At 53.2% G+C, this 14,876-nt stretch carries 14 protein-coding genes; 9 read left to right on the top strand and 5 right to left on the bottom strand.

All coding sequences use genetic code 11. The features are described 5' to 3' along the window. Positions 1-77: 77 nt before the first annotated feature. Positions 78-557, bottom strand: coding sequence for a transcription/translation regulatory transformer protein RfaH (gene rfaH / locus AC5JQH_RS03205; RefSeq protein WP_008170239.1), 480 nt, complete (start codon positions 555-557; stop codon positions 78-80). Then, complete coding sequence (gene cysQ, locus AC5JQH_RS03210) at positions 554-1,330, bottom strand: 3'(2'),5'-bisphosphate nucleotidase CysQ (RefSeq protein ID WP_008170237.1); 777 nt, start codon at positions 1,328-1,330, stop codon at positions 554-556. The genes rfaH and cysQ overlap by 4 nt, the downstream gene beginning before the upstream one ends. Before the next feature lie 90 nt (positions 1,331-1,420). Between cysQ and AC5JQH_RS03215 the strand changes: the two genes are divergently transcribed. Beyond that, on the top strand, positions 1,421-2,782 hold the full coding sequence (locus AC5JQH_RS03215) for an MBL fold metallo-hydrolase (RefSeq protein ID WP_008170235.1): 1,362 nt from the start codon (positions 1,421-1,423) through the stop codon (positions 2,780-2,782). 19 nt (positions 2,783-2,801) lie between these two features. Here the strand turns inward: AC5JQH_RS03215 and AC5JQH_RS03220 are convergent, their stop codons facing one another. The 3 genes from AC5JQH_RS03220 to AC5JQH_RS03230 form a co-directional block, all read right to left on the bottom strand. Beyond that, positions 2,802-3,245: a pilin gene (locus AC5JQH_RS03220; RefSeq protein WP_039881810.1), complete on the bottom strand. Its 444-nt coding sequence runs from the start codon at positions 3,243-3,245 to the stop codon at positions 2,802-2,804. A gap of 63 nt (positions 3,246-3,308) precedes the next feature. Next, positions 3,309-4,805 (bottom strand): O-antigen ligase family protein, encoded by a 1,497-nt coding sequence (locus AC5JQH_RS03225; protein ID WP_008170231.1) that lies wholly within the window; start codon positions 4,803-4,805, stop codon positions 3,309-3,311. Positions 4,806-4,896: 91 nt separating this feature from the next. Further along, the gene (locus AC5JQH_RS03230) at positions 4,897-5,370 is read right to left on the bottom strand and encodes a pilin (RefSeq protein WP_008170229.1); all 474 of its coding nucleotides are present in this window, start codon (positions 5,368-5,370) and stop codon (positions 4,897-4,899) included. A gap of 424 nt (positions 5,371-5,794) precedes the next feature. Here AC5JQH_RS03230 and pilB point away from each other — a divergent pair, with 424 nt between their 5' ends. The 8 genes from pilB to yacG all read left to right on the top strand — a co-directional run bounded on the left by pilB (position 5,795) and on the right by yacG (position 14,831). Next, the gene (pilB, locus tag AC5JQH_RS03235) at positions 5,795-7,510 is read left to right on the top strand and encodes a type IV-A pilus assembly ATPase PilB (protein WP_493805294.1); all 1,716 of its coding nucleotides are present in this window, start codon (positions 5,795-5,797) and stop codon (positions 7,508-7,510) included. 2 nt (positions 7,511-7,512) lie between these two features. Further along, positions 7,513-8,733 carry a type II secretion system F family protein gene (locus AC5JQH_RS03240; RefSeq protein WP_493805295.1) on the top strand — a complete coding sequence of 407 codons (1,221 nt, stop codon included), beginning with the start codon at positions 7,513-7,515 and terminating at the stop codon, positions 8,731-8,733. 74 nt (positions 8,734-8,807) lie between these two features. Then, entirely contained in the window at positions 8,808-9,683 is an 876-nt protein-coding gene (locus AC5JQH_RS03245; RefSeq protein ID WP_493805296.1) for a prepilin peptidase, read from the top strand. A gap of 3 nt (positions 9,684-9,686) precedes the next feature. Beyond that, positions 9,687-10,325 (top strand): dephospho-CoA kinase, encoded by a 639-nt coding sequence (gene coaE, locus AC5JQH_RS03250; protein ID WP_493805297.1) that lies wholly within the window; start codon positions 9,687-9,689, stop codon positions 10,323-10,325. Further along, the gene (locus tag AC5JQH_RS03255; protein ID WP_493805298.1) at positions 10,318-11,412 is read left to right on the top strand and encodes a hypothetical protein; all 1,095 of its coding nucleotides are present in this window, start codon (positions 10,318-10,320) and stop codon (positions 11,410-11,412) included. The genes coaE and AC5JQH_RS03255 overlap by 8 nt, the downstream gene beginning before the upstream one ends. Positions 11,413-11,441: 29 nt before the next feature. Continuing rightward, positions 11,442-12,185: a tRNA (N6-threonylcarbamoyladenosine(37)-N6)-methyltransferase TrmO gene (gene tsaA, locus AC5JQH_RS03260; RefSeq protein WP_493805299.1), complete on the top strand. Its 744-nt coding sequence runs from the start codon at positions 11,442-11,444 to the stop codon at positions 12,183-12,185. A 43-nt stretch (positions 12,186-12,228) separates the two neighbouring features. Continuing rightward, the gene (locus tag AC5JQH_RS03265; RefSeq protein WP_493805300.1) at positions 12,229-14,580 is read left to right on the top strand and encodes a response regulator; all 2,352 of its coding nucleotides are present in this window, start codon (positions 12,229-12,231) and stop codon (positions 14,578-14,580) included. A gap of 62 nt (positions 14,581-14,642) precedes the next feature. Then, the gene (gene yacG, locus AC5JQH_RS03270) at positions 14,643-14,831 is read left to right on the top strand and encodes a DNA gyrase inhibitor YacG (RefSeq protein WP_273018052.1); all 189 of its coding nucleotides are present in this window, start codon (positions 14,643-14,645) and stop codon (positions 14,829-14,831) included. The last annotated feature ends 45 nt before the right edge of the window (positions 14,832-14,876 follow it).

Genomic DNA, 14,876 nt, shown 5'->3' on the forward strand with positions numbered 1-14,876 from the left:
TGCAGGCATTTCGCCTAAAACAGCCAGAGCCTGAAGCCTGGCATGGGATTTCGGTAGATGTTTCAAGCGGAAACTGCTCAGGTTTTCAGCGCAGATACCGGAACTTTCACCCTCTGCTGCTTCTGCATGAAGTTAATCAGCACGATAGCCCGCGCCTCTCCATCATAGGCCTGGAAGATAGCATGAATGCCCTCGAACGGCCCCTCACTCAAGTGAACGGCCTGACCGGGCTTGATACCGCCCTGCTCTGCCACCGAATCCAGGCTGTCCTTGATGTGCTGGATAACCTCATCACTGATGGCGGCGGGCTTGTTGGCAAAACTCACAATTCGCAGCACACCACGAGTGGAGCGCAGCTTTGCCCACATAGGATCGGTTTGTTCCAGATTCACGAACAGATAGCCGGGAAAGAGCGGCTCAAGCCTTTTGGTGCGCTTGCCGGCTTTGATTTTCTCCACCGTAATTTTCGGGTAGAAACAGACAATGTCTTGATTTTGAAGATGTTGCAGGGCACGGTCACCCTGCGCCGGCTTGTGCTGAAGTGCATACCATGTCATGGCTGGGGAATGTACCAGCTTCCCGCCGCAATGAAATAAGGATTTAACACATCTTGTTTACCATATTTCAAAGGCTTGCCATCCACCGTTTGAACTTTCCCACCGGCCGCCACCAGCACCGCCTGCGCGGCGCCTGTATCCCACTCGCAGGTTGGCCCCATACGTGGGTATATATCAGCGTGCCCCTCGGCAATACGGCAAAACTTTAACGAGCTGCCAGCCTGCACGAGTTCGTGCTCACCGAGCTTATCGATAAACGCTCTGGTCTCCGGGTTAAGGTGATTCTTGCTGGCCACAACACGCTTTACGTTTTTGGGCTCCGCCACCCTAATCCGGTGAACTTTGCCTGTGCGATCGCGCATATGGGCGCCCTCACCGACCACACCCCAGTAGGCTTCTTTCAAAGCCGGAGCCATGACCACACCCATAACGGGCTCACCGTCCTCAATCATGGCGATGTTGACAGTGAACTCCCCGGTGCGCTGCGTAAAGTCCTTGGTACCGTCGACGGGATCCACCAGCCAGAATCGGCGCCAGTGCTTGCGCTCTTCCCAGGGAATGTCTTTACCTTCCTCGGAAAGTATAGGGATGTCGCGACTTATTCTGCGCAGACCGTGGACGATGATGTCATGGGCAGCGGTATCTGCAGCCGTGATGGGCGAATCATCCGCCTTGTAGCTCACCTTGAAGTCTGACTGGTAAATATGAAGCACTTTCTCGCTGGCCTCGTCTGCTACCTTGATGACATCCGGGAGGATGGAGCTGTAATGCATGCGATTCGCTTCCTGCTTCAGATCAAAACGTTATGAACTATGATGGGTAATAGTAACACTCCCTTAACAAAGAACCAGAAGGACGCCTCTATGAAACTTCGCTTCCTTGGCGGCACAGGCACAGTCACCGGCTCCCGCTACCTGCTCTCGGATGATAGGCACCGTGTACTGGTGGACTGTGGCATGTACCAGGGCGTCAAAACCCTGCGCCGGCGCAACTGGGCGAAGTTCCCGGTGGATCCATCCACTATTGATGCGGTGGTGCTTACCCACGCCCATATTGACCATTCCGGCTATTTACCCGCCCTGGTGAAAAACGGCTTCAAAGGCAAGGTTTACTGCACCAAAGCCACCCATGAACTGTGCAAGGTACTGCTGCCGGATGCCGGCTTTCTGCAAGAAGAGGATGCGAAATACGCCTTCCGCAAGAAGTTCTCGAAGCACGAGATGCCGGAGCCGCTGTTCACCGAGAAAGACGCCTGGGAAGCTCTAAAACATTTTGAGTCCCTGCACTACCACGAGACGTTCGAGCCGGTGAAAGGGTTCCAGGTAACCTTTACCCCGGCCGGGCATATTCTGGGGTCATCCTGTGTGCACGTTCATCACCAGGGCGCAGACAGAACGGTTGTGTTCAGCGGTGACGTGGGGCGACAAAACGACATCATCATGCGGCCGCCGGAGCCGCTGCAGAAAGCCGACGTGCTGGTGTGCGAATCAACCTACGGGGATCGCGCTCATGGCGAGACGGACCCGGAAGCGGAATTGGCAGACATCATTACTAAAACCGCGGGTCGCGGAGGCATTGTGCTTTTACCCGCTTTTGCCGTTGGCCGGGCACAGATGCTGCTTTATGTAATTCACAAGATTATGGGCGACGGGAAGATTCCCAAGCTTCCCGTGTTCCTGAACAGCCCGATGGCCATCAAGGCTACGGAGATCTTCTGCAAGCACCACAAGGAACATAAGCTTAACGCGGCTCAGTGCGAACTGATTGATGAGAAAACCACGTTTGTTCGAAAGGTGGAAGAGTCGATTGAGCTGGACGCGGTGCGCTACCCCTGCGTGATTATTTCTGCTAGCGGGATGGCCAGTGGTGGACGGGTGCTACACCACCTGAAAACACTTCTACCGAATCCTCGAAACAGCATTGTTTTTGCGGGCTTCCAAGCTCCAGGTACTCGTGGGGATGCATTGGTGAATGGCGCGGAATCGGTGAAGATTCATGGCGAGCATTGGCCGGTTAAGGCCGAAATTCATAATCTGGATTCGCTTTCTGCGCATGGGGATTACAACGAGATTTTGGCCTGGCTGGAACAGGGTTCACTCAAGCCTGAGAAAGTGTACGTCACTCACGGGGAGATGGTTGCTAGTGACGTAATGCGTAAGAGGATTCGAGATAAGTTTGGCTGGGATGTTGAGGTGCCGGAGTTGTTTGAGGAGGTGGAGGTTTAACCAACACATACGTATGCGTCTATTCGACAACACATCCGTCGGGGACGTAACTAGATCTCCACGCGTCAACCGGAGTATTGGAAAGGATACACCGCCACTCGCCAAGCGGTGTTCTCGAATGCCTCACAATCACACCTGACAAAATCGGATGAACATCGCCCCCGAGGGTCACTTCTAATTGACCAGAACCGTCACCATTAATAGTAGCAATATTTTCAGACAAACTTCCCGTGGTCAAAGTTGAAGGCGTGTAACCCAAAGAGCGATTATCTAAGGTTGATGGGCGAGAAACCGCCTCTTCAAAGTTGGCCCGATAATAGCTTAGCTCGGAAACTGCTCTTTTCATTTGTGATTCAATAACATACTTCTGGTAAACAGGGAACGCTAGCGCCGACAATATCCCGACAATCGCAACAACGATCATGAGGTCAATTAAGGTGAATCCGATTTCTTCATTTTTCATCTGTTTACTCAACAAAGACCCTAATGAATAACAATTTGCAAAATTCACACCAACGGAACATGATCATGGCGATCTCGGAAACAGGCCATGCAGCCAAAATCTCGCAGCAAACGGACTTCGCTCTTGTTCACGAAAAGTTTCGGCATCAAGCGACATTGCATCGAAAAATTCAATGAGACCGAACCAATAAAAACAAAGAGCTAGGCCAACCAAAATAAAAACGCTCAATCTTATAAAGAGAGGACAACGAGAATTTTTGCTAGTTGCTTTCTCTATCTTTCCATCCGCTTCAGCTGCATAGCAAGACAAAATCCCAAGAACCTGAGAAAAAACAAAAAAAGCCAAAAAAAGTGATGAAGGCGATATGAAAACACCAGAAAAATTAGCATCGGTTATACCTGCCGCTCCTGATAAAGAAAGGCCAGCCAGCAGATGCTTTTGTTCAGACTCTGAAAAATCTCTTATCCTTGGAAAAGCCGACCTCAACCGCATTAATGTTAGCAAGGTCGACCCAATCAGAATCGCTAGAAATAGCCAACCATACTCAGCAGCCCACAACAAATACATGTTATGTGGAGAACCAATCGAACCAAAGCGCTCGTAGCCCGCGGTTAATGGCTGATGAAACACCCAAGACATCGGGCCCATTCCGAGTGGAAAATCCACAAGGCTCATTTGTATCGCTTCCGCCCACAGAGCGAATCGCCCTGAGTCAGAAAAGCTCAACCCTCTCTGGATATCGTTTTCCGACCAGAGACCAGGTAGATAAAGGGAAAGCAGAATCCAGAAAAAGAGGCCCAGAAACGCTTGTATTAACAGCATTTTAATAACTCTGAAAGCATATTTTCTGAACATGACGGAAACAAACAGGGTGGCGACAACTACACTGAAAATAGTCCCTCTAGAGGTTGTAAGTAAAGCGATCCACCACCAAAGCCCGGCGCCGATCATCAGAAAACTCAACGGCAAACTGGATGAGAACCTCTGCGACAACACTCCAGCCAAGGCAAATAGTGGCAAGATAAATGTTGCGATCTGGCTCCATAGCCTCATATTCTCAAAACCAAAAGGGATAACATCTGTTATTTTTGAGAAACCATCCAGAGCAGCAAAAATATATATATTTATATTCATCAACGCGTAAAGAGACGCAATAAATAATAAGCCCAGAATTAATTCTTTAGCTGTGTCCCAGCCTCCCAAATTTTTGTAGGCGGAAGCCCAAATAACAACTGCGGTTAAGAATAATGCATATTGCAACGGCTCGACCCATATATGGGGGACAGGGTGGGGAGGAAGAGCAGCCAGAAGTATGAATAAAAGCGGAAAAACTACTGGAAAAAAATAAATACGTATAAGCTCAGGTATTGTTCCCAAAAATGCCCAGCGAGTCAGAAAATAGACTATTGTTGCACTCCATAACCCGAGAACAAAAAAACGCTGCGAGTCATAGCCACGAAATATATTAGGCATTAGGTCAGAAAACATAGAAAAGCTGAAGAATATCAGCGTGACCGCCAAAACAGTTTTGGCAGAGAAGCTCCTAACCTTTTTTCTCATCGCTCTGCACCCCAAGACAATTACAGGTGTCGTAACAAACAAAAAGGGGCCTCAGGCCCCTTTTGTAAAAACTGCTGCTAGCTTCTAATCATTAGTTAGAAGGCTGACATCCGTTCGGAGCATAGCTGTTTTTCCAGCCACCCTGTCCGTCGGTTACACCTTCAATACGGCAGCTCCACGCACCGTTGTTGTCACGCTCCCAAATTACTTCGGCAGAACTTACGGCCGCACCCGCATCACCCATGGTAGCAGTCAGAACTACATTGGGCGGAGTACCGGTGATCCCAAAGGCCGAAACCAAGTCTGAAGCGGCCGCGTTGTAACCAATGTATCCAGCATCACTCGCCGTAGTTGAAAGTGTCACGCCGCCACGGTTTACAAGTTCCTCGACTGCTGTGCGGACGGCAGAGACCTCCCCTACTACCCGGCTAACTTGAGAGCGCGCAGTATAATCTTGGTACTGCGGAATAGCGATCGCTGCCAAGATACCGATAATCGCAACAACGATCATCAGTTCGATAAGGGTGAAACCCTTCTGAGTATGGTTAATTTGCATATTCTTCATGATCGACCTCTGAGTTCATCGGTTAACAAGTCTAACTGGCCCGGGCCCGGTGGAGTCGTACCCCGTGACCGGAGTTTTGAGCCTGCCAAGAACAATGCATTGGCCGTGCCAGGTTCTCCTGTCTGAAAAAAAAGAAAATTTATCAAATATAAACAGTTAGTTAATGGGCTTGATGACTAAGTCCCGTATCTCTCCGCTTATAAGGTCGAATGCTCGCCGGCGTCAGTTGGTGACAAATTTGGTCAGATCTGGGTTTCAGCTAAGCGTATTTTTGAACATGGGTTCAGAAGAAAGCTTTCTTCTGACTACGGTATACGTCGCAGAATGCGCACAATCCTTTCCAAACTGAGGCTGTCCATCTAAACTCACTCAAATTGACAAAACACCGGTTTCAGTAACTTAGGCTGCGTTTCTTACTTAATTTATGTCTACCAATAAAAGCAATATCACGCTTACGGGCCTTGCGAGGCGCTTCGTGGATGACGGACTGCTGGATGAGGCAACGGCAAAAGATGCCTTCGTGCAAGCTTCTCAAAACCGGATTCCTCTAATTACTTACCTCACCCAGAATAACCTGGCCGATAGCTCGAGGCTCGCGTTCTCCGCCGCTATGGAGTTCGGGGTATCGGTTTTGGATCTATCTGCGTTTCTCTTAGAAATGATGCCGGAGAAGGTGGTTGACGAGAAGCTGGTGCGCAAGCACAACGCCTTGCCGTTGTATAAGAGAGGGAACCGTCTCTTTATTGCCGTATCAGACCCGACCAACATCCAAGCCTTAGACGAAATCAAGTTCAACACGGGCCTCAGCACCGATGCTATATTGGTCGACGATGCCAAGCTGCGGGAAGCCATCGACAAGTATCTGGAGTCTCAAGATACCTCCATGGGTGATCTGGATGACTCCGATCTTGAAGGGGTTGAAACTGAAGGTGGCGAGCAAGAAGACGATGGCGCTGTTGTTGCCAGCGAGGTGGACGACGCTCCTATTGTAAAGTACGTCAACAAGATGCTGCTCGATGCGATTCGCGGAGGGGCCTCGGATATTCACTTCGAGCCCTATGAGAAGGTCTATCGGGTTCGGTACCGTACAGACGGAATCTTGAAAGAAGTCTCCCGCCCGTCAATCAAACTGGCCCCGAAGATTTCTGCCCGGGTGAAGATCATGGCCCAACTGGATATTTCCGAGCGACGAGTACCCCAGGATGGCCGGATCAAGATGAAACTGTCCAAGACCAAGGCTATAGATTTCCGGGTGAATACCCTGCCAACGCTTTGGGGGGAGAAGATTGTTCTTCGGATTCTCGATCCCAGTCAGGCAAAGCTGGGCATTGATGTGCTCGGTTATGAGGCAGACCAGAAAGAGATGTATATGGATGCCCTGAAACAGCCACAGGGCATGATTCTTGTTACCGGCCCTACCGGCTCCGGTAAAACGGTTTCTCTTTATACAGGCCTGAATATTCTGAACACCCCGGATATCAACATTTCCACTGCAGAAGATCCGGCAGAAATCAACCTTGAAGGCATTAACCAGGTAAACGTAAACAACCGTGTAGGGCTAGGCTTTGCCGAAGCCTTGCGAGCGTTCCTGCGTCAGGATCCCGATGTAATCATGGTTGGTGAGATTCGGGATCTGGAAACAGCCAACATCGCTATCAAAGCGGCACAGACCGGGCACTTGGTTCTATCTACTCTCCACACTAATAGTGCCGCAGAGACTCTCACGCGGATGATGAACATGGGCGTGCCCGCCTTCAATATCGCTACCTCAGTGAGCCTGATTATTGCCCAGCGTCTTGGCCGGCGGCTTTGTAGTTCATGCAAACAGGCCTTTGATGTGCCAAAAGAGGTGTTGGTAGAGGAAGGGTTCACACAGGAACAAATTGATACAGGCTTCACGTTGTACCGCCCCAAAGGCTGTGATAGATGCAATGGAGGATATAAAGGCCGCGTCGGGATTTACGAGGTGGTCAAGATTACCAACGAGCTGGCCAACATGATTATGGAAGAAGCCAGCTCCATCAAAATTGCAAAACAGGCTCAGGCCGAGGGCTTCCGTAATTTGCGCCAGTCAGCACTCTTGAAGGTGATGGAAGGCGTGACCAGTCTTGAGGAAGCCAACCGCGTGACGAAGGATTAAGCATGGCAGAGAAAGCACAGAAGCTAGAATCGTACGTTTGGGAAGGGAAAGACCGGAAGGGCAATAAGTCCAAGGGCGAGCTCACAGGCTCTAACCTGGCTCTGGTCAAGGCACAGCTACGTAAACAGGGCATTATTCCGGACAAGGTGAAGAAAAAGCCCAAGCCTCTATTTGGTGGCAGTAAAAAAATTACGCCTTTTGATATCGCCATGCTCACTCGACAGTTGGCGACCATGATGAAGGCTGGGGTTCCTCTTGTTCAAAGCTTCGACATTGTTGCTGATGGTTTGGAAAATAAGGGCCTTCAGGAGCTGGTAATGTCGATTCGAAACGACATTTCGTCCGGCACTAGCTTCGCTGGCGCTTTGCGTAAGCATCCAAAGCATTTCGATAACCTATATTGCAACCTCGTAGACTCGGGTGAAAAAGCTGGTGCTCTAGAGCAAATGCTTGACAGAATTGCCACCTACCTGGAGAAAACGGAACTTCTTAAGAAAAAAGTCAAGAAAGCAATGACTTACCCAATTGCCGTTATTATTGTCGCAATTGTAGTCACAGCCATTCTTCTCGTGAAAGTTGTGCCTCAGTTTGAAAGTCTGTTCCAGGGGTTTGGGGCAGAGCTCCCTGTTTTCACCCAATTTGTTGTAGAGCTATCTGAATGGCTGCAAAGCTGGTGGTTTGTGGTCTTACTGGCCATTGTGGGCACCATTTTTCTCTTCAAAGAGGCCAAGAAACGCTCACAGAAATTCTCAGATTTGGTCGATAAATACGTCCTGAAACTGCCCGTTGTAGGCGAGATTCTAGACAAATCTGCAGTCGCAAAATTCGGCCGCGTACTTTCAACCACCTTTGCTGCAGGCGTTCCGTTGGTAGATGCACTTGATTCGGTTGCTGGTGCAACCGGCAACGCGGTATATCGCGACGCCATCGACCGAATCAAAAACGATGTATCCAGCGGCACCCAACTGCAGGCATCCATGCGCCAACAGGATGTCTTTCCTGTGATGGCCGTCCAGCTCACGGCGATCGGCGAAGAATCGGGTAACCTCGATGAAATGCTGGCTAAGGTTGCTGAGCATTACGAGGCGGTGGTTGACGATATGGTTGATAACCTCACAGCCTTGATGGAACCAATGATCATGGCGGTTCTGGGCGTTCTGGTTGGTGGCCTGATCATCGCCATGTATTTGCCGATCTTCCAGATGGGTCAGGTTGTTGGTTAAACCTCTCCCCCCTCTCCCCCACCCCCTCTCCCGCTCGGGGAGAGGGGCTTAACTGCCGATAACTGAGCAATTTGATGTTGAGTCTCGAAACCTTTCTCGCCACTCCGTGGCTTCTTTATCTCACTGTCATCCTTATATCCCTCTGCATCGGCAGCTTCCTGAATGTTCTGATTCTCAGGCTGCCGAAAATGATGCATCAGGACTGGCGTTGCCAGTGCGAGGAATTCCTGGAGCTGCCTGAAAAGCAGCGAAAGGCGGAGGAACGGATTACCTTGTCCAAGCCGGCTTCCACCTGCCCTTCCTGCGGCCATGGCATTCGGGCCTGGGAGAATATTCCGGTGGTGAGCTGGCTGGTTCTTCGGGGCAAATGCGCTTCTTGCAAAGCCCCTATCTCGCCCCGCTATCCGATTATTGAGGCAGTCACCGCGATTTTCTCGGTGGTGACCATTGCTGTCATCGGGCCGAACGAGTCGGCGCTTTGGGCGCTTCTGCTTGTTTGGTCTCTGGTGGCGCTGACGGTTATTGATTTCGACACCCAGCTTCTGCCAGACAGCATTACCCTGCCCCTGATGTGGTTGGGCCTGGTGCTGAATTATTTTGGTGTGCTTACGGACTTCAACAGTGCCTTTTGGGGTGCGGTGGCAGGGTATCTCTCGCTTTGGTCGGTTTATTGGCTGTTCAAGCTGGTTACCGGCAAGGAAGGCATGGGGCATGGTGACTTCAAATTGCTGGCCGCGCTCGGCGCCTGGCTGGGGTGGCAGTTGTTGCCAGCGGTGATTCTGCTTTCCTCGGTTGTAGGTGCCGTTGTGGGTATCAGCCTGATGGTGTTCAAGAAGCTTGGGCGGGAAGTTCCGATTCCGTTTGGGCCCTACCTCGCGACGGCGGGGTTGATTTGTCTGTGGTTTGGCAGTGAGATTCAGGCGTTCTGGTACGGATTCCTGGGAGTCTGATTCATGAAGATTGTTGGCCTTACCGGCGGGATTGGTTCCGGAAAATCCACTGTGACTCGCTTGTTTGGTGAGCACGGCGTGCACTGGGTGGACGCCGATGATGTTGCCCGCGAAGTGGTCGAGCCGGGGACACCAGCGCTTGCTGAGATTGCACAGCACTTTGGGGAGAAGATTCTCACTTCCGACGGTGCTTTGGATCGTGCGCAGCTTCGCGGGATTGTTTTTGAGAAGCAGGAAGAGCGGGTTTGGCTGGAATCGCTGCTGCATCCGATCATCCGCGAGGAATTGATTCGGCAGTTGAATCCCCCCCTCTCCCCCAGCCCCTCTCCCGCGAGGGGAGAGGGGGGTGAATACGAGTTTCCTTATGTGCTTCTGGTTTCGCCTCTTCTTCTTGAAACCGACCAGCATGAGTTGGTTGATCGCATTGTGGTGATCGACATTCCCAGAGAAACCCAGATTGAACGCACCATGGCCCGGGATACCAATTCCCGGGAGCAGGTGGAGCGGATCATTGCGGCTCAGATGTCCCGTGAAGATCGGCTGGCGCGGGCGGATGAGGTGATTGATAATGATCGCCCTCTGGATGATGTAACGCGTCAGGTGCGGGAGCTGCATGAAAGGTTGTTGGTGGATTTTGGCTGACTGTTTTTTCCGCTATCGTTTTGCAGGTCTTGCCGCTGCACTTTCTCTGACGTTCTCTTCCCCAGGCCACAGCATCGAGCCGGTGTTTGAGGTTCGGGAGCGCTCTGTGGCGGAGATTCTGTCTCCAGCTCAATTGCCGATCGGTTTTTACACGTTTGAGCCGGATGAGTATTGGGCAGACCCACGGGATTCCTACTGGCTGAAGTTCAGCAACTGGGTGCTGCGGCAGGAGCGTCTGCACGGGCAGAAAATCCAGTCGGTTGGCCAATGGGCTGACCGGACCTTGTCGGGCAGCGCCCAGAGCCTTCCCAACAATGAGAGCTATCTGCGAGTTGGCTTTGCGACGGAGTCCGAATATGGCGATCCCGCTCAGTTTGAGCCCGAAGCGCGATTTCGTATTGATATTCCGACCACGGAGCAAAAGCTGCGCCTGGTGATCGAGAGCGAAAGCGAGGAACTGATTCCACTCGGCGAGCGCCAGCGGGACCGGCAGCTCACCGAGCCGGAGCGTTCCGATACGGAAGCGACGGGCGCGCTGCGTTACCTGACCCAGATTGGCGATGCCATCAACTTTTCCAACGATGTGGGTGTGCGCCTGCGGCTCCCCGCGGATGCTTTCTGGCGGGCAACGGCGGAGAAACGCTGGCGCCTGGACGACAAGTGGATCCTGAACGCTCAGCAGCGGTTTTATTATTTTCATCAGGACGGCTGGGGCGAGCGAACCTGGATTGGCGTTGGGCGCCCGGTTGGCAATGACTGGTATTTCCGCTCGTCTTCGGAATTGGAGTGGGTGCACAACGACAAGGAATTTGTGGCGGGCCAGATCTTCAGTATGCGTAAGCGCATGAATAACCGGCTGATTGTAACACCGAGGCTGGGCCTGCTGGGGGAAAGCAAACCTTCCTGGCGCACCACCTCTGCGTTCACAGATCTCACGTTTCGCTACCGGCTGCACAGCAACTGGCTATACGCGGAGCTGATTCCCGCGCTGGAATTCCCCCGGGAGGAAAGCTTCAAAGACCGGGCTTCGGTGGTGTTCCGGGTGGAGATGTTTTTCTCGGGGGTTATCGAAGATGATCGCCTCTAATTTCTCGCAAGCCCAGACACTAACGCTTTATGCCTAGACACCCATCAAAACCCGCCGCTGAGGCTCTTACCCTCACACCAATTGCCGTTACCCGCTCCTGTTTTCAGGACAAGTTCGGGGTGCCGCGCCAGCCGGGGCTGACCCGTCATGCCCGGGCCGACCTGATCATCCAGCCACCGTTTGACCGGGAAGATGCGTTCCGGGGGCTGGAGACCGCCAGCCACCTGTGGCTGACCTTCCAGTTTCACGAAGCTGTACGCGCTGAATGGCGGCCAGTGGTGCGCCCTCCCCGCCTGGGCGGCAATCGCAAGATGGGTGTGTTTGCCAGCCGCTCACCGTTTCGTCCCAACAGTCTCGGTCTGTCGGTGGTCCGCAATGAGGGGCTGATTCGCAGGGACGGCGAGCTTATCCTGCGCATCAGCGATCATGACCTGATCGAAGGCACGCCGATTCTCGATATCAAACCCTACCTGCCTTTCTCCGATTCCGTGCCCGAGGCTACCCTGGGCTGGGCAGATTCGCCGCCAACGGAACGGCTGGAGGTGGTTTTTCTGCCGGAAGCGGAGGCGCAGATCCGTCAGCTTTCATCGGAAGACTATCCGGAACTGCGCCCGCTGATCGAGGATGTGGTCGCATACGATCCACGTCCCTCCTTTCGTAGAGGTCGGGAAGAAGAGCGCATTTACGGTGCGCATCTGTACGATTTGAACGTGCGATTCCGATTCGTGAATGATCATTCACGGAAACGTGTCGAAGTGCTGACGGTCTGTTAAACTGCTTTTGGTGATTTTGTAGTCGACACAGGGAATATGTGCCTTGCCTTCAAAGCGGTTCTTCAAACGATTGGGAATACGGCCACTGGCGGCAAGGTTGCTCGCCTACGTATTGCTGTTCAGCCTTTTTCTGTCTCTGGTGGCAACGGGCGTTCAGCTGATCGGAGAATTCGAGCGGCGCAAGAACGATCTGCTGAATGACCAGACACGGGCCGCGGAGTTGGTTTCCGGAAGCATGAGCAACAACATCTGGCTGATGAATTTCAGCGAGGTGGCCAACAGCCTGGATGATATGAAAGCAGTACCCGCTGTCCAGTACGGGCGGGTGGTGACCAGCACCGGTGAAACCTTCAGCACCGGCACTTACCCTGAGGGCCGGGTCATATCGCAGACCTTTCCACTGGTTTTCGACCGCTCTAACAACCGCAGTCCTGAGAACGTTGGCACGCTCACCGTCACCTCCTCCATAGACCAGATCTACAAAGACCTGCGTAACCGCGCGCTCCTGAACCTTCTGTTTCAATCCATTGTTGTCATGCTGGGCACCCTGGGCCTGCTGGTGATCGTTCGTTTAACGCTGTCCCGGCATCTGGAATCCATGGCCGATTACGCCGCGCGGCTGAATCTCGACGCGCTGGTCGACCCGCTGAAGCTCAAGCGCAAACCCCGAAAAACGCCAGATGAACTCTCTGAGCTGGAGCAGGCCCTGAACAAGATGCGCCTGCAAATCCTTGAGGACACCCGCTCCCTGCGCCAGACCACGATCCAGTCCCAGGGTGAACGGGACGAGGCGGTGCGGGCCAATCACGCCAAGAACCAGTTCCTCGCGAATGTCAGCCACGAACTGCGTATTCCTCTGCAATCAGTGCTGGGCTACGCCAACCTGCTCACTGATACGCCTCTGGATCAGGAGCAGCGGGAATACGTGCTGACCTTGTTGAGCGCCTCGGAAAGCCTCTCGGCCATCATCAACGACCTGCTGGATATCTCCAGCATGGAAGCGGGCAAACTGGTACTTGAAGACATCCCCTTCGACCTTCGGGAAACCCTCAATGATCTGGTGCACATGCTTGGCTCTCGCGCCCGGGAGAAAGGCCTCGCACTGGAACTTCGGATCGACGAAAACCTGCCCTGGGCGCTGAAGGGCGACCCGGTTCGCATTCGCCAGATATTGTTGAACCTGACCTCCAACGCCATCAAGTTTACCGATTCCGGCCATGTGCTGATCAGTATCGAGGTGTTGGGCCGCCGGGACGACAAGGCACGCCTGCGTATTGCCGTGGAAGACACCGGCGTGGGCATCAACCCGGAAGATGTTCCCCTGGTTTACGAGCCCTACGTGCAGCTTGGCCAACAGTTCCAGCGTCAACTGCCCGGTGCAGGCCTTGGCCTCACCATCTGCCGTCAACTGGTGGGCCTGATGGACGGGTCGATGGATCTCGAAAGCCGCCCCGGTGAGGGCTCGACCTTCTGGATGGAACTGACTCTGCCCGTGGCCCCGGAGAACGCCGCACGAGTTCGGCCGGATACCCGGATGGTGAAGAATCGCAGAATTCTGGTAGTGGATTCCTATGAGCTATCCCGCAAGATCACTCTGGAAATGCTGTCCCGGCACGAAGTGCACATCGAAGCGGTGAAATCCGCCGGCGAGGCGCTGACTTCCCTGCGCACGGCGTTCGATGGCCAGCAACCGTTCGACGCGATCATTCTGGATGGTTTTGTACCGGATATGGACAGCGACCTGCTGTGCCGGCAGATTCGTAGCAACCCGCTCTGGTCGGATATGCGCCTGCTGATCCTGTCGTCCAACCCGCAACGGGGCGACGCCGAACATTTTCGCCAGGCCGGTGCAGATGCTTTCCTGAGCAAATCTCTGCGGGAATCCTGCCTGACTCCGATTCTTAATCAGTTGTTTGCCGATGCCGCCAAACAGGAACGGCGTTTCCTGACCCGGTTTTCCCTGCAGGCGGTTACCGATACCGCCAGGCGTCGGGAACTTCCCTGTGGCCGGATGAAGGTGTTGCTGGTTGAGGACAATCCAGTTAACCGTACCCTGACTCGCCGACTGCTGGAGAAACTCGGCTGCGACGTGATGACCGCCAACGATGGCGAGGCTGCGGCCAGCCTCTGGCAGTGGCACCCGTTCGATCTCGTGTTCATGGATTGTGTGATGCCCCGTGTGGATGGCTTTGAAGCCACCCGCCGTCTGCGGGAATGGGAGAAAACCCACAACCGCTTGCGCATCCCCGTGGTCGCGCTGACCGCCAGTGCCATGGAAGAAGATGAGGAACGCTGCCGCCGGTGCGGTATGGATTCTTTTGTTGCCAAGCCTGTCAATATTGAAATGCTGCGGGCAGCACTGGAACAATATTGCCAGGCGTCTGCTGCCTCCTGAAAGCTGTTTGCTTAAATCCGGGCACAGACATCCAGACACGTTTCCAAACCCCGAAGGCAACCATGAACGTTGAATGCCCAACCTGTAAAAAGTCCGTGGAATGGACCGAGACCAACCCCTGGCGCCCTTTCTGTTCCGAGCGCTGCAAACTGATCGATCTGGGGGCCTGGGCCAACGAGGAATACCGGGTACCCGCAGAGAACGCATCACCAGAGGATCTGGACCAGGGCGGCGATACCACCCGGCACTGACCTGCGAAAAATGAAAGTTAACGGGGACTTACCGGCATTTAAGTT

Source organism: Marinobacter sp. H13, from assembly GCF_059072335.1.

Coding starts and splice junctions, on each gene's coding strand:
- rfaH (WP_008170239.1), bottom strand. CDS start 557: ATGACATGGTATGCACTTCAGCACAAGCCGGCGCAGGGTGACCGTGCC.
- cysQ (WP_008170237.1), bottom strand. CDS start 1,330: ATGCATTACAGCTCCATCCTCCCGGATGTCATCAAGGTAGCAGACGAG.
- AC5JQH_RS03215 (WP_008170235.1), top strand. CDS start 1,421: ATGAAACTTCGCTTCCTTGGCGGCACAGGCACAGTCACCGGCTCCCGC.
- AC5JQH_RS03220 (WP_039881810.1), bottom strand. CDS start 3,245: ATGAAAAATGAAGAAATCGGATTCACCTTAATTGACCTCATGATCGTT.
- AC5JQH_RS03225 (WP_008170231.1), bottom strand. CDS start 4,805: ATGAGAAAAAAGGTTAGGAGCTTCTCTGCCAAAACTGTTTTGGCGGTC.
- AC5JQH_RS03230 (WP_008170229.1), bottom strand. CDS start 5,370: ATGAAGAATATGCAAATTAACCATACTCAGAAGGGTTTCACCCTTATC.
- pilB (WP_493805294.1), top strand. CDS start 5,795: ATGTCTACCAATAAAAGCAATATCACGCTTACGGGCCTTGCGAGGCGC.
- AC5JQH_RS03240 (WP_493805295.1), top strand. CDS start 7,513: ATGGCAGAGAAAGCACAGAAGCTAGAATCGTACGTTTGGGAAGGGAAA.
- AC5JQH_RS03245 (WP_493805296.1), top strand. CDS start 8,808: ATGTTGAGTCTCGAAACCTTTCTCGCCACTCCGTGGCTTCTTTATCTC.
- coaE (WP_493805297.1), top strand. CDS start 9,687: ATGAAGATTGTTGGCCTTACCGGCGGGATTGGTTCCGGAAAATCCACT.
- tsaA (WP_493805299.1), top strand. CDS start 11,442: ATGCCTAGACACCCATCAAAACCCGCCGCTGAGGCTCTTACCCTCACA.
- yacG (WP_273018052.1), top strand. CDS start 14,643: ATGAACGTTGAATGCCCAACCTGTAAAAAGTCCGTGGAATGGACCGAG.